The 14,983-nt window shown below is 64.4% G+C and carries 11 protein-coding genes and 1 tRNA gene; 2 read left to right on the forward strand and 10 right to left on the reverse strand.

Features of this window, described 5'->3' with window-relative positions:
* Positions 1-3 precede the first annotated feature (3 nt).
* From ACSQ22_RS22345 to ACSQ22_RS22375, 7 genes are all read right to left on the reverse strand, one after another.
* Positions 4-2,319, reverse strand: coding sequence for a glycosyltransferase family 2 protein (locus ACSQ22_RS22345; protein WP_436131579.1), 2,316 nt, complete (start codon positions 2,317-2,319; stop codon positions 4-6).
* Complete coding sequence (locus ACSQ22_RS22350; protein ID WP_436131580.1) at positions 2,320-3,177, reverse strand: FkbM family methyltransferase; 858 nt, start codon at positions 3,175-3,177, stop codon at positions 2,320-2,322. It abuts the gene before it with no gap.
* Positions 3,164-4,579, reverse strand: a complete 1,416-nt coding sequence (locus ACSQ22_RS22355) for a hypothetical protein (RefSeq protein WP_436131581.1) — start codon at positions 4,577-4,579, stop codon at positions 3,164-3,166. Before ACSQ22_RS22355 ends, ACSQ22_RS22350 begins: the two co-directional genes overlap by 14 nt.
* Before the next feature lie 42 nt (positions 4,580-4,621).
* Entirely contained in the window at positions 4,622-5,269 is a 648-nt protein-coding gene (locus tag ACSQ22_RS22360; RefSeq protein ID WP_436131582.1) for a tail fiber protein, read from the reverse strand.
* The gene (locus ACSQ22_RS22365; protein ID WP_436131642.1) at positions 5,266-8,208 is read right to left on the reverse strand and encodes a hypothetical protein; all 2,943 of its coding nucleotides are present in this window, start codon (positions 8,206-8,208) and stop codon (positions 5,266-5,268) included. Before ACSQ22_RS22365 ends, ACSQ22_RS22360 begins: the two co-directional genes overlap by 4 nt.
* Before the next feature lie 91 nt (positions 8,209-8,299).
* On the reverse strand, positions 8,300-8,917 hold the full coding sequence (locus ACSQ22_RS22370; protein WP_121421007.1) for a hypothetical protein: 618 nt from the start codon (positions 8,915-8,917) through the stop codon (positions 8,300-8,302).
* A 110-nt stretch (positions 8,918-9,027) separates the two neighbouring features.
* Positions 9,028-9,648 (reverse strand): hypothetical protein, encoded by a 621-nt coding sequence (locus ACSQ22_RS22375; RefSeq protein WP_436131583.1) that lies wholly within the window; start codon positions 9,646-9,648, stop codon positions 9,028-9,030.
* Positions 9,649-9,880: 232 nt separating this feature from the next.
* On the opposite strand from ACSQ22_RS22375, the gene ACSQ22_RS22380 reads away from it, so the two are divergent.
* Positions 9,881-9,970 (forward strand) — tRNA-Ser (locus tag ACSQ22_RS22380).
* 107 nt (positions 9,971-10,077) lie between these two features.
* On the opposite strand, the gene ACSQ22_RS22385 is transcribed toward ACSQ22_RS22380, so the two are convergent.
* Positions 10,078-11,283 carry an alpha-hydroxy acid oxidase gene (locus ACSQ22_RS22385; protein WP_436131584.1) on the reverse strand — a complete coding sequence of 402 codons (1,206 nt, stop codon included), beginning with the start codon at positions 11,281-11,283 and terminating at the stop codon, positions 10,078-10,080.
* Between the two features lie 111 nt (positions 11,284-11,394).
* On the opposite strand from ACSQ22_RS22385, the gene ACSQ22_RS22390 reads away from it, so the two are divergent.
* Positions 11,395-12,321 (forward strand): LysR family transcriptional regulator, encoded by a 927-nt coding sequence (locus tag ACSQ22_RS22390; RefSeq protein WP_436131585.1) that lies wholly within the window; start codon positions 11,395-11,397, stop codon positions 12,319-12,321.
* Positions 12,322-12,614: 293 nt separating this feature from the next.
* Here ACSQ22_RS22390 and mnmH read toward each other — a convergent pair whose 3' ends face one another.
* On the reverse strand, positions 12,615-13,727 hold the full coding sequence (gene mnmH / locus ACSQ22_RS22395; RefSeq protein ID WP_436131586.1) for a tRNA 2-selenouridine(34) synthase MnmH: 1,113 nt from the start codon (positions 13,725-13,727) through the stop codon (positions 12,615-12,617).
* A gap of 2 nt (positions 13,728-13,729) precedes the next feature.
* Positions 13,730-14,800, reverse strand: coding sequence for a selenide, water dikinase SelD (gene selD, locus ACSQ22_RS22400; protein ID WP_436131587.1), 1,071 nt, complete (start codon positions 14,798-14,800; stop codon positions 13,730-13,732).
* Positions 14,801-14,983 lie beyond the last annotated feature (183 nt).

Below are 14,983 nucleotides of genomic sequence, written 5' to 3' on the forward strand. Positions count from 1 at the left end.
GAGTCAGCGAATGAGCCTCTCGACATGCTCCACCGGGTAACTGTGCCAGCGCCGGTTCCAGGTGTCTTTGAGGCTGGTGTTGCGGTCGTGGACGCGGGCCACATACAGGTGCTGGTCCGGGTTGGTGGCAATGCGCTTGTCCCGCACCGACCAGACAAAAGCGTTGTCCTCCCCCACATCGATATCGGCGAACGGCGCACTGCGCCAGAACTCGCGCAGGTAACACAGCGTGCCCCCACACACCCAGGGTGTGCGCCCGTCATACACATACTGCCAGGCCCGGCGCGCGTCTGGCGCATAGAAGAACACCTTGTCCAGGCCGCAGATGTCGGCCCCCTGGCCGCGCAAGGCCTTGACCTGCGAACTGAGCCAGGTGGGCGCCATCCAGTCGTCGTCGTCCCAGTGTGCAATCACCTCGCCGCGCGCCAACTCACAAGCCATGTTGCGCTTGGCACCAAGGGTGGATTTGCGGTCCAGGCGCAGGTATCGGATGCTGCCGTGCGATGGGATCAGATCGGCGACGCTGTCGCGCCCGTCGTCCAGCACGATCAGTTCGCGGGGCTCATAGTCCTGCGCCAGAAAGTTCCGAATGGCCTGGGGCACAAACTCACGCCGGTCTGCGGTGGGCATGATGCACGACACCAGCGGCATCGCGGGCGTCGGCGAGCCCTCTGTGCCAACAGCGCCAACAGCGCCCCCGGTGTCGCCTGTGCCACCGGGGGCGGCAGGAAAGTAGAAATCGCGATCATCGTCCGACAGGCATTCTGGTGCAGGCACCAGGGTCCAGGCGGCCTGCTGCAGGTAATGGCCTTCCTTGAACTTCCAGGTGTTGCCATCGTGGCGCACATAGATGCACAGCGAACGCCCCGAGATGCGGCACAGCCGCGCACCGCCCCGCAGGGTCTTCAGCAGGAAATCCGCATCCTCCCGCAGCGAGGTATCGGGATACCGCCCATGATGCTCCCACAGGCTGCGCCTGAAAACCAAAGTGCCGCCGCTCACGTTTTCTACAAACAACCGGCGAAACAGTGCCCGGCTGCTGGCCCAGAACTCGGCCAGCGGCCGGGCCATAAACAGCATGTCGTTGAGCCCGGTGACATCCGCCAGGTTGTGCAAAATGGGCGCGGCCTGGCGGCTCAGGCGCTGCGCGCCATACCAGTCGTCATCGTCCCAATGCGCGATCAGTTCGCCCCACGCCACGCGCACCGCTTCATTGCGCTTGGCGCCGATGCTGGTGCGGGCCGGCATTCGGATGCAGCGGATGCGCGGGTCATCAATGCCAGCAGGGAGGTCGGACTCATCCTCGTAGACGATGATGAGTTCCAGCGCGGGATAGTCTTGCCGCTGGAAGTAGCGGATCGACTGCGCAACAAAGGCCGCCCGCCCCCGCGTGGGCATGACACAGCTCAGCAAAGGTAATGCGGTGGCCGCAGGCACCAGTGGTGCGGGTTCCACATTGCCAGGCAGTGGCACGAAGATACGCATCTGCTCGGGCACGGCAAAGTAGCGGCAATCGTCTCCCACGCAGTGGCCGTGGTAGGGCGGCGCCTGCGGGTGGCTCTCGCGGCGCCAGGCACAGAACCGGTCCTGGTACAGCCGTTTGTTCGCCTCCAGCAGTCCATCGTGGACAGGCGCCAGCACCGCGCAGCGGGGCGCACGGTGCACAAAGGCGCCCTGCACCCAAACACCCAGGAAGCCGGCGCGGGCGGCGCGCACGTTGTAGTCCATCTCCCAGCAAGGACCCTGCATATACGCCGTGTCCGCTGCGCCAATGGCGGCCACCACCTCGTTCTTCACCACGTAGCAGAAGTCCGCCAGGCTGTGCAGAGGCGCCAGAGGTACGCAGGCATCGCCATAGCGCGCCAGCAAGGTGTCCGCCTGGTCCCACAGCGCTTCCTGAGTGCTGCCACAGCCTGGTGCCACGGCCTGTTCGTTCCATCCCCGGTTGGTGGACGGGCCCGCCAAGCCATGGCTAGCGTCGCTGTCCAGCGCGGCCAAGAGCAGCTCCAGCCAGCCGGGGCAGACCCGCACGCCGTTTTCCAGAAACACATAGATGTCGGCAGGCTCGCTCACCAGTTGGTTGAAACAGGCAGCAGCCCCCGGCGGCGCCGGGCTGGGCCGCTGCACCATAGACGCAGGGGCAAGCCGCAACTGCAGCAAATCCGGGTCCTGGGCTACGGCGGCACTGTCCGGCAATATCCGCAGCCCGAAGGGCAGCGGCGTGTTCTCGAAAACACTGGACAGCGTGGCGGCCAGGCCTTCGCCCGCCCCTGTCACATGCACCCCAATCAGGATCTGGCGATCTGGTGCAGCAGTCATTCACCACTCCTCACGGGTTGCCACCAAACCGGCTCCGAGCAGCGCTTCCAGCTTGCGCCAGGGGCTGCCAGGAGCTTCGTCGGCCCAGTCATGCACCGCGTCCGTCAGTTCTTCGAGCGCAACGGCCTTGGTGTCGGCAGCCGCATAAAAGCGCGGGTAACACAGCAGCAGCTCTTCGATGCAGGCCCGCACCAAGGACTCGCGCCGGGCGATTTCCGGAGCATGGAAAGACACACAAAGGGTGGGCGGGCCCCAACGCCACAGGCGGCGCCAGAGGCCGGGGATCACAGCGTATTCACCACCCTCTATGTCCATCTTGATGAAGTTGCAGTCCTTCCCGGCATACATGTCCAGAAAGCGCTCCATGTCCACACCACGCGCCTCGTGGCAAGGCTGGCCAGGCACATCCGGCGCGGCCAACATGCCCGACATACTGTCCCCGAACTCGCTGTGCCCTGCGTAGTAAAGGCCACCGGCATAGAGTTGCAGCGGGCCAGATTCGGGGCCAATGCCGAAGGGGTGCAGATGGATTTTTTTGCACAGCCCAGGGTTGGCTTGCACGTTGCGGTCCAGCTCTGCAAAGGCGACCGGGTCAGGCTCCAGGGCATGCACGCTGCGCGACAGCGTCGCGCCATAGAGCACCGTAGGGCCGATCCAGGCACCCAGGTCAATGTAGGAGCGGTCCGGTTGCAGAAAACGCCGGAAGACCTCGAAGGTTTGCGGCTCCCACGCGCCGGCCTGCACCCGGTGCCAGAACGCGCACCGGGCCGCATTGGCACGCACCAGGAAGGCCTGCGGGCCCACCGAAACGCTCAGTGCTTGCAGTGCGCTCTCGGCGCCAGGGTCACAGGTTGTCATTGGCCAGGCCATCCGTGTCCGTGGACTGCCAGATGGTGAACGGCGCGGGGCCGTCATACGTGGCACTGAACTCAAAGGCATTGCCTTCAAAGATGAATCCGGGCACGTTGATCTTGCACCACACGGCACCAGCATAGGGGCTGCTGCCCGCCGCCAAGGTCATCTGGATGCGCACATCCTGTTTCCAGGAGTCCTGCGTCTGCAGCGAAAGCGGGAGGAAATAGTTGTTTCCGTAGAAGTTGGCCTTCTTGCTGCGTATCTCGCACACCAGCGTCACGAAGCTGCCACTGCTGTTGTAGACCAGCTGGAAGATGAAACGGTAGTCGGGGCTGGCGGGCCAGTCGAGGCATACGGTGTTGCCCACCACCACCTGCTGTGCAGGCAAGGCCAGTGCCGGATAGATATTGACCACGCCCGGCCCCCTGGCGTAGAGGGCACTGAGAGCAACATCCTCCACCGGCGAGGTGCTTTGCAGCGCGACATCGGCATCACTGACCGGCGCACTGCAAAGCATGGGCACATTGGCCAACGGTGGCACCTGCTGCACCAGGTTGGAGTGGCTTGCCGCGCCCGAGCCATCGCAATGGAAGACATAGCCGCCCGCCTGCGTGATCACGCTCGGCGCCTGGATGCCCATGCCACACGATGGCACCACCTGCAGCTGAATCAGCTTCTGGCCCGGCAATTGCGGCGACCTCTGTAGTCGGCGCACCGTGCCGCTGTGGTCCAGGCAGACCTCCAGCCCCCAGGTGATGCCTGCCAACTCGAACACGCCGGCACCGTCATAGTTGACCTCTTGCTGCTCACGTCCCAGCCCACCGCCGGTCGATGCAGGCCAGTATTCCACGTCGCCCAGCAACAGGCCGCCCGGATTCACGGCAGTGGCGATGAAATCAACCCCCGACATCAACTCCTTCATCACCATCCGCGCCCCCGCATCGCCCTGCGCCGCCACGCCCCCTTGCTGCACCAGCGCAAAGTTGTAGATCTCGGTGCTCGCGAGTGGGTCGATGTCGTACGGCGGCGTCTGCTGGGAGGCCGACGACGCGCCCAAAATGGTGCCGAACACAAACACCCAGTCCACCCACTGGTCATCGGCCGCCATGCGCTGCAAGGAGGTAATGGCGCGTTGGACATCGTCCATCTGGTAAGCACCCGAGGCACCTCGAAAAAAGAACTCGGGGGCCATGAAGACCTTCAGGGTTTCCCCCTCGGGTGTCGGTGGAGACGCCTGCGGCAACGCATCCCGGGCCGTTTGCATGGCGCGCAACATCACATCGCAGCGCGCTTCAATGTCGAGCTTGGGATCGCTCAGCCCCAGATAGGTCTTGGATCCATCGGGGTTCACCTGGGGCGCCGTGTCGAGCACGTAGCCGATGAATTGGACGTTGGTGTATGCCATGCAATTTTCTCCTTGGAAAGGGTTCTGGGGACACGTGCGCGGTCATCTCAAAAGCGGGAGCAGTCCGTAGGTGAACTTGATGAGGTAGTTGACGTACACATTGAGGGGGCGCGTCTCGTTCGGGCTCACCTGCACCGCCTGCGCCTGCGCCTGGCCCGCGCCCGCAACCGGACCACCCGTGGTCAGCGTGCTGGCGACGCTGGGCGCGCCTGCTGCTGTTCCACTGGGGGAGGTGGCCGAAGGGGCTGGTGCGCTGCTGTAGGTGTGCTCATGCGTCTGTACGGCAAACGGCTGGATGGAACCCACACCATCGCTCGCACCCTGGCCGCCAGGCGGCTGGCTGCGTTGGTCGATGTCCGGATCGTTGCGGGTGCCCGTGCCAATACCGCGAAGAAAGTAACCACGGTAGTCGGGGATGTTGAAGTTGTCGTCAGCACCGCCATACACGTAGCCCAGCACGGCAAACAGTTCGGGGTAGTCCACACAGGGCAACGATCGGCCATCGCAAACCATCCATCCCCACGCCTCCAGGGGGTTGGTGGTGTATGCGGCTGGGCTCACCGCAGCAGCAGGGCTCGCGCTGTCGGGCGGCCCCAACGTGCCAGCAAACGCCGTCACCGAACCCACGGGGAGGTCGCCAAGAGCTGGCCGACGGAAGAAGGGGCTGGCAGCCCCCGGTACCACGATCATGGTGCAGCCCCCCCAAGGGCGGGCAGGTCCGCCCCCCCCTCGTCGCCCGGCGCATCCAGCACCTGCATGGAGGTAGGCACCACCACCTGCCAGCACGGCCCCAGGCGATGCGCAGGACTCTGTTGCCGGGGCCCTGCATGCTTGAGGTCGTTGACCAGTGCGATGTCGTCCGGATTGACGGGGGCAAGCCGATCCGGGGCGCTCCAGAGCATGCCCGCCGAATAAAAATACAGAAAGGCCAGGACATGCGCTGGCTGCACGGGCAGCAGCACGCGCGCCTGACCAGCCTGCAAGAAACTGGCGAACAAGGCATCGTCGTCGGCCGCAAGGCTCCCCAGCTCCGGCACCCCGCCCGCAGCGCCCAGGCCAGGGCTGGCATAGAAGCTGTAGGCCATTTCATTCCACTCCAGCACTTCGTCGAAGAACTGCAGATAGCGGGGCTCATTGACCATGAATTGCGATGGCGGAGACCCCCACGCGGCACCTGCGGACATGCCAGTCAGGGTCAGCAGGCGTTCCAGCAACAGGCGCAGACAGGCATTCTTCAACTCACGCTGCTCGATCTGCCGACGGGCCAGCGGCGAACAGGCCGGTGCGGGAGACGATGGCGCGCCGCCTTGGGCGCGGCCATGGTATGCCGCCATCCGCTCCTGATAGCCACGCACGATGCTGGCGTAGGTACGGATGCGCCACTGGTCCATGCATCGACCGGAAGGCGCGCAGCCGATCTCCACATTGACCTGCAACGGTTGGTCGCCGGGTGGCGAGAAGCCGGGTGGATAGTCCATCACGGACACCGGCACGGTTTCGTCCTCTCCGTGAAGCGCCACGGGACTGGCCGCAGCGCCAGGGGTCACGGCTTGTCGCCCCACCAGCACGACAGGCGCCGGTTGGCCAGGGGACGCGCCCACCCAGCTGACAAAGGCCTGGGTAGCGCCATACCCTGCGGGAACAGCAATCTGCTTTTCTTCACCGTTGCGCAAGGTGGCCGAGGCGAAGCGCTCTGCCAGCGGGGGCGGATCCAGATCCAGCACGCCGTAGTAGGCCCCGAGCTGTGCGTAGTTGCGCGGGCCGCCCACCCTGATGTCCTCGAAGGTGGCCACTCCCATTTGCAGCGGTGACAGCGGCTTGGCGAAGTCCTGCCCCGCCAGCGCCTGCTCCTGCGCAATGAAGCCCGCTGCGGGCTGGCACACCATGAACTCCATCATCAACCGCTGGCCGTAGTTCACAACGCACGCCTCGTACACCTTGTTCACCCAGCGGAACACGGCGCGCATGTTCTGGGCGCCCGAGGTGTTGTCGATCAGGCTGACCACCGCGTCTTCGGTCTGGCTCATCGTGCTGCTGGAGCGCGTGTGGCTGACACTGCGGCTGATGCGGTTGACCGTCTTGTTCAGAATATCGCGTGCAAAGCGGGTGGTGTCGTCCAGCCCCGGGTTGGCGCCTTGCTGCACAGCCTTGGTCCAGGAGCCATCCAGGGTGGCCTGCGTGGGAGGGCCGTAGCTGCTGGTGAATTTGTTGTACTGGTGGGTCTCGGTCGCCTCGGCCACGGTCTTGCGCGACTCTTCCTGCAGATTGCTGCGTTCGTCCGCAGCATCGTTCTGCAGGACCTGCATCTCGGCCAGGGTCTGCTTTTGCTCCTCCTTTTGCCGGTGGGTGCGTTTATGCGTGACCTCCCGGCGCTCACCGCGCATCACGTTTTCTATGCGTGCGATCTCTCCGCTTTGGTAGCGCAGAAGGCGCTGGCGCACCATCTGCAAGTCGCCAATGGCATAGGGCTCGATCCAACCGTCGGGGGCCACGGGCGGAGATCTGTCTGCCGAGCGGGCCGGTGGCAAAGGAAACACCTGGGCCGGCAGCACCACGGTGGCCTCGCGCAGCAATGCAATCTGGGCGGAACTGATGGGGGCCGGCTGCAGGGGCGCTGGCGTCTCTGATGCGGCGCCGACTGCCGCCATGCCCTGGGCTTTGGGCTGCAATGCCACCGCGATCAGATGGGCCATCTGCAAGGTGCGGGTCAACCCATCCAGCAAGGCAGCGTCATACCCCAGGGTGATGACCAGGGCGAAGTAACTCTGCCAGACCCTGTCCAAGGTCTGCAGGTAGTTTCCAGACTCCAAATAGCTCCAGGTCAGGGCGTACCGCTGCAGCAACTGCGTGACTTCCGCGTGGGCGGTCGCCAGCCACTCAAGCGGCTTGTCATGAGGCGCGGGCAGTTGCGCCAGCAAGGACGCAAACTGGCCCACGGGCCCGGGAAGGCAGTCCAGGTCTCCGATGAAGAGCCCCTGGTAAGGGGCATCTCCGTCAATGAACCGCAGCGCCAGTGACTGCACGGCTTCGCGGCCTTGGGCGCGTGCCGCTACCAGGTCCTCAAAGAAACTGCAGCAAGGAGGGCTGGCACTGGCGTACTGGACAAAGCCATACAAAAGATCCGAGGCCGAGATCTTGGGCCACCGGCGCACGTACACGTAAGGAAACAGCTCCTCCGGATGGCTGTTGAGGACAGGCAGCGGCTCGACGGGATCGACCGGCGGGGCTGGCGGCACCGGCGTGGGAACAGGCGGCAATGGACTAGGAGGCTGAGGGGGCGGAAGGGGCCCACGCATGGGGCACGCTGCCATGAGGCCTTCAAAGTGGTGGTCATCCGCCTGCCCCCGCATGCCATAGTGGATGTCGGCAAAGATGGCCGTATTGGGGACGCCGTCGATGTGCACCGGCGTCTTTTGCTGCAGGTAGCCCGACACATAGCAGCCCGAGGAGAATCTGAATTCAAACGGCTGTGCGGGCCAGTGTCTGGTGACGGTGACCCGCTGGCGCTCCGACTCCCCCGAACTGCAGGACACGCTGACACAGGAAGGGACATCGTCGTGGGGTGCACGGTTGATGGTGATGTCGAAGATCAGGCAGCCATCCATGGCGCTCCATCTTCTTTGGACCATTTCGTTCACGGCATGCTTCCTGGGTGGACGGCGAGGGCTGCGAAGCATCGGCGCAGGGGCGCTCAACAGCCCCCCGCACCGACGCACCGCTTCAGCACATCACAATGTTTTCGAGGTTGAACGCGAACGGCGTCGAGTTGGCGCCAGGGCCGCCACCCGTCATCACAATGTCCGCGCTGGCAATGCCCAGGAGGGACAGCTCGGTGTTGATGTTGGAGATGATGGCCGAATTCATGACCTGGCCCTGCACGACCTGGGAGGCCACACCAATCCAGATGGTGGGTTTGAACTCAAACACCGCTTTTTGCTGGGGCGCGATCGAGGTCTTGATGGCCAGGAGCTTCCCATCCTTGTAGCAGCTGGCGTTGATCGCCCCCTTGGGCAGCGCGTTGAGCACCTGCACTTCCTTGGAACTGGTGCCGCTGCCTGCGCGCACGAGCCGGTCGCCAGACGTGGTCAAGGACATCTGGAACAGCTCGCCGTTCTGGGCATCCAGCTGTGGCGTGTAGTTGCCGTAGCTGTCACTGGCCCCCACCTGCATGCCCATGGGAAACGTGAACGGATGGTTGTCGCCCTGGCCACAGTACTTGATGACCTGCCAGGCCACCGACAGCTCGTCGAAATTGGTGGCGACATTCTTCTGGAATATCACGACCTCCGAGTTGTTCGTGTCGTTGGAGTTGTTGATGAAGTTGAGTTGAACGCCCATGAGTTTCTCCTGTTGGTGAAAGTGGTGGCAACACGCCATGCGTTGCCCGTTTGCCCCCCGGCCTTGAAGCCCGAAAAGCGAACTCTGTGGATGCAGACCTGCCCGGATGGTCAGATCTGCACGATGTTTTCAAGATTGAATTCGTAGGGGGTGGAGCCCTCGCCTGGCCCACCGCCCGACATCACGATGTCTGCGCTGGCGATGCCCAACAGCGACAGTTCGGTGTTCGCATTGCTCATGACGGCAGAGCTGATCGCCACGCCCTGCGCAACCTGGGATGCAACGCCAATCCACAGCACCGGCTGGTACTGGAACACGGCCTTCTGGCCAGGTGTGACGGCAGTCTTCATGCCCACCATCCGGCCATCCCTGAAGACGCAGATATTGACCGCGCCCTGGCCCAGGTCGTTGAGCACATCGAGCTCATTGGAGGCACTGGCCAGCCCCGCACGCCGCAGGCGCCGCCCCCCCGAAGCGGTGGACTCCAGCCTGAGCATCTGGCCGTTTTCTGCGGCCATGCGGGGTGAAAAATTGCCGTACTCATCGGCAACGCCCACTTCGAAACCTGCCGGAAAAGCAAAGGGGTGATAGCAGTCACGTCCGCAGAACCGGATCACCTTCCAGGCCATCGCCAGCGAGGCCATGCTGGTGAGCTGGTTCTTCTGATACATCACCACCTCCGACTTATTGCCGTCGCGGGACTGGTTCACAAATCGCAGCTTGATATCCATGGGGACTCCTACCTGATGTCCTGTCGCTGGGTTGCTTGGCACTGCGTTTTTGAAGCAGTGATGCGACTGTAGGCAGGCCCGCAAAGCAAAGCGATTACAGGCAATTACAGGCAGGAGCTCCACCAGACGGAGCGCGCTGGCCCCACGGCAGGCGACCGCATTTGGCGTGGCAGATAGGGAGAGGCGCTGGTGTCCCTGAAAAACTTGCTATACTCGCAGGCTTCGACACACAGGAGAGGTGGCAGAGTGGTCGAATGTACCTGACTCGAAATCAGGCGTAGTGGCAACACTACCGTGGGTTCGAATCCCACCCTCTCCGCCACTGACAAAGCCCTGATGCTATTTAATCGATAGCGCAGGGCTTTTTCTTTGGGGGCATCGTGAACGGACAAGGGTGGCTCCACTGCGCCGTTCCTTGCAATCCATCCCTCAGCTTCTCTGGCGCGCGATGTGCTGGGGCCCCAGTTCGCTGCAACCCGTGGCGCCGAGCATGGCGAGGTTGCGATCGACCTCGTCGCGCAGCAGGGTGATTGCGTGGAGAACCCCCGCTTCACCGGCAACGGCGGCTGCATAGTTGAAGGGTCGGCCCACCAGAACCAGGCGCGCGCCCAGCGCAATGGCCTTGAGCACGTCGGAGCCGCGCCGAAAGCCCCCATCCACCAGCACCGGGTAACTCGGGCCCACGGCCGCGACCACGTCTTCCAGCACGCGCATGGGCGATATGGCCCCGTCGAGCTGGCGCCCCCCGTGGTTGGACAGCACGACGCCATCGGCCCCGGCATGCTGCGCCTGCAACGCGTCCTCCACGCTGAGCAGGCCCTTCACGACCAAGGGCCCCTTCCAGCGGCGGCGAATGGCCTCAATGTGGCGCCAGCTCAAATGGTCGCGCGCCGAGAAGTCGCGCAGGACCGTGGAAGAAACAATGGGCGCACCGCGCGTGGCGAACGAATTTTCAAAGTGCGGCATGCCGTGGCGCAGCAACGTGCGCAAAAAGGTTCCCGCCACCCAACGCGGCCGAACGAGACCATCCCATGCCAGACGCAGGCTGGGGCGCAAGGGTGTGGAGAAACCCGTGCGGATGTTGTTCTCACGGTTGGCGGAGATGGGGATATCCACCGTGACGACGAGGGTGCGAAAACCTGCACGCTCCACGCGGTCGATGAGCGCATCAATGCGTGCCTGATCGCCAGGTAGGTAGGCCTGGAACCAGGTGCCCGGGCTGTCGCGGGCCACGTCTTCCATCGGAATCAGCGACGTACCGCTCATCACAGACGCAATGCCCATGCGCCGTGCAGCACGCGCCAGCACAAGATCGCCCCGGTAGGTGGACAGCGCATTGATGCCCATGGGCGCTATCCCGAAAGGGCTGCTGTAGCGTTCGCCAAAGAGCTCGACGGATTGCGACCGTTGCGATACATCTCGCAGGACCCGCGTCACGAAGGCAAAGTCTCCAAACGCCGCGCGGTTGTCGCGCAGCGAGGCGTTGTTCTCCGCCGCACCGGCGATGTACCCGAAGATGGGCTGGGGCAGACGCCTGCGCGCGGTGTCCTCAAAGTCGTGCAGCGACAGCATGCGGCGCAATACAGCAGGCGAGCGCGGCGCGGTGGTAGACGGCGTAGCAGTGGAGACGGGCATGGCAGATGGTCATTGCGTTGAGGGATCAGCGCCACTGTAGATTTCCGCATCAGTGAATAAAAGCGGAATATTTAGAATGACTTTGTTCGCTTTTTGCCAATATCTCTGCACATGCCCCATCCCTCGGTCAAACAACTTGAAGCCTTCTGGTGGGCGGCCACCTGCGCCAACTTCGCCACGGCAGCGGAGCGGGTGCACCTGTCGGTCTCGTCGCTGTCCAAACGCATCAGCGAACTGGAGTCCACGCTGGGCCAGTCGCTGTTCGACCGCAGCGGGCACCGTGCCGTGCTCACCGAGGCGGGTGAGCGTCTGCTGCCGGCCGCACTGGAAGTACTCAACGCCATGGCGGCGCTGGGCCATACGCTAGGCTCCCGCGAGGAGCTTGCGGGCCGCTGCCGTTTTGGCGTGGGCGACCTCTCTGCGCTCACGTGGCTGCCCACCTTTGTGGCGGCAGTGCGGCGAACGCACCCACGCCTGGCTCTGGAACCTTGCGTGGATGTGGGCGGGGTGCTGGAGCGCCGCCTGGACGACGGCGAACTGGACTTTGCCGTGATCGCAGGACGCTCGTCGCGCAGCACACTGCTATCTCAGCCCGTGGGCGCCGCGCGCTTCGCCTGGGCCCTGTCACCCAGCCTGGCGGGCGCCAGCCGCCTGGGCATCAAAGCGTTGCTGCAGCAGCATCCCCTCGTCACGCTGCCGCCAAGCGCTGGCACCACGCGGCTGCTGGACGACTGGTTGCTGGCGCAAGGTGTCACCGTCCGCGAGCACATCCTGTGCAACAGCCTGGGGGCCGTGGCGGGCATGCTACGCGCAGGAGTGGGTGTGGGGTTTCTGCCCTCGGGGTGGGTGGGCCCGCTGGGTTTGCACACCCCGGGCGCACGCACGCCACTAGCGCCGCTGCAGTACAGCTTCCAGTGGCGCCGGGGTGATGCGCGGGCACTGATCCCCGCCATGCAACGCCTGGCGCAGGCAGAGGTGGACTTTTCGGTGTCGCCTGCGCTAGGGATGTCCTGCATAACCCTCGCGAGTCGGTGGTAGTGCGGATCGGGTGGGGCCGCAAGGCGTCTTTTGGCAGCCAATAGCCGGGCTATTGGCAAGAAAAGCAACGCAGCGGACTGCCCGAGACCGCACTATCACAGACCGCAGGGAGTTATGCAGGACATCCCCAGGGATCCTCTGCACGAATTGAACGGCAAGTGGGCGCTGCGGAGCGGGATGGGCTGCAAGGCGCAAAAACGCAGCAATAGCCGTAGCTAGCGCGAGTATTTGCAACGCCACAGACCGCCCGAGGCCGCAGATGCACACGGCGCGGTGATTCGTGCAGAGGGTCCCTACGACTGGCAGCTTGAGGGCCCGGCGCGTTCCCGCAAATACGCCAGGACTTCACCGTATGCCCCTTGAAACTCAATGCGGTCAGCCCGGCTTTCGCGCTGGTAGGCGTACATGGGGTCGTAGTAACACCGCAGCAGCGCCGTGATCCAGTCGCGGTGCTGCGCAGCATCGCCCTGCGCCTTCTGCTGGACCAGGGCGCGGAGCATCGTCGCCCGCAGCAGCTGGTGACGATCTCCCCCCAGACGCTTGTGCAGTTTGTCCAGGCTTTCCAGCAGGCGGGCAGAGAAGGCGTCAAACCCCTGCACCTCGCCCTGCGCAGCACAAAACTCGGCGCACTGCGCGACCACGTAGTCCCGCAGGATGCGCTCGACCCTGGCTTCAAAGGGCTCCTCGACATACACCATCGGGGCCTGCTCCAGGCACAGCCTCAGCTCCAGCGGCACAGCGCAGCGCCCCACATGCCGGCCCTCGTCCTCGACGACGAACAGCCGCTGCCCTGCCGCACGCTTCTTGAGGATGTCGATGGCCAGCTGGTTCTCAAAATCAATCTGCGCGGGCTGGCCACTCACACGCTGGCCAAAGCTGGAGCCCCGGTGGTTCGCGTGCCGCTCCAGGTCAAGTCCGCTGGCCAGCTGTTCAATCAACTCGGTCTTGCCGGTGCCCGTGAGCCCGCCAAGCACCACAAACCGGCATTCCTGGGCAGCAACCTGCGTGGTCTGCAGCAGGAAGGTGCGCATGGCCTTGTAACCACCGATCACGCGGGGGTAGTCGATGCCCGCTTCGCTCTGCAACCACTGCTGGACGATCTGGGAGCGCAAGCCGCCGCGAAAACAATAGAGCACGCCCTGCGGATGGGCCCGTGCAAACTCGGCCCAGGCCTGGATGCGCGCCCGCTTGATGTCGCCGGACACCAGCGTGTGCCCCAGCGCAATGGCCGCGTGCTGGCCCCGCTGCTTGTAGCAGGTGCCCACCTGCTGGCGCTCGGCATCGTCCATCAAGGGTAGGTTGACCACTGCAGGGAAAGCCCCCTGGGCAAACTCCACGGGTGCACGCACATCCATCATGGGCACATCGTTCAGAAAGATGTGCCGGTAGTCGGCCAGGTTCTCCATGGTCAGCCTAAAACGACAGCGAAGGCCTGTCGCGCGGTCAAGTGGCCGATGGGCGCGAGCTCCAAGCCACACCCGGCTGCCACTTGCAGAAAATCGCTCTCGCCTTCGGGTGCCACGGCAACCAACAAGCCGCCGCTGGTCTGTGGGTCGCACAACAGTTGCTTCTGCATGTCGTCCAGCGGCGCAATCCTGGCGCCATAGCTGTCGAAGTTGCGCTGGGTGCCGCCGGGCACGCAGCCTTCGGCCAGGTAGTACTCCACGCCGCTCAGGCGCGGTACGGCGGCATAGTCAAGGACCGCCGTCAGGCCACTGCCATCGGCCATCTCGACCAGGTGGCCCAGCAAGCCAAAGCCCGTGACATCGGTCATGGCCATGACGCCCGGCAACTTGCCAAAACGGCTGCCGGGCTGGTTGAGGGTGCACATCAGGTCGCGCGCGCGGCCTACGTCCTCGGGCAGCAGCTTGGCCTTTTTCTCTGCGGTGGTGAGGATGCCGATCCCCAGCGGCTTGGTCAGGTACAGGCGGCAGCCCGCCGTGGCGGTGTCGTTGCGCTTGAGGTGGCGTTTTTCCACCACGCCCGTCACGGCCAGCCCGAAGATGGGCTCCGGCGCATCTATCGAATGCCCGCCGGCCAGCGGAATGCCTGCAGCGTCGCACACCGCGCGTCCGCCGCGTACCACCTCGCGTGCCACCTCGGGCGGCAGCACATTCACCGGCCAACCCAGGATGGCAATGGCCATCAGGGGGTCTGCACCCATGGCATAGATGTCGCTGATGGCATTGGTGGCAGCAATACGCCCGAAGTCGAACGGGTCGTCCACGATGGGCATGAAAAAGTCGGTGGTGGACACCACACCGCGTTCGTCGTCCAGCGCGTACACGGCAGCGTCGTCCCGCGACGCATTGCCCACCCACAGGCGGGGGTCCAGGTTCTGGGCGCCGCTGCCCGCCAGGATCACGTCGAGCACCTTGGGGCTGATCTTGCAGCCACAGCCTGCACCGTGGCTGTATTGGGTGAGACGGATGGGGGTGCTGGGGGAGGCGATGCCAGGAGGGGTGTCGGGAGAAGTCATGGCCGCATTGTCCCGAATCGGCGCCCCACAACCATTGCGGGGCCGCAAAAACACCAGGGCCTGCCCGCGCATTTGATTTGCGTGGGCAGGCCCTGCGGGGTGCGCCCGGCCAGAGCCGATCCGGGGCGCAACACGTGGCCGGTCAGGCCGCGGGTGTCAGCTCCGACACTCCGCCCATGTAGG

The organism is Acidovorax sp. LjRoot38, from assembly GCF_964252975.1.
Lineage (GTDB): Bacteria > Pseudomonadota > Gammaproteobacteria > Burkholderiales > Burkholderiaceae_C > Acidovorax > Acidovorax facilis.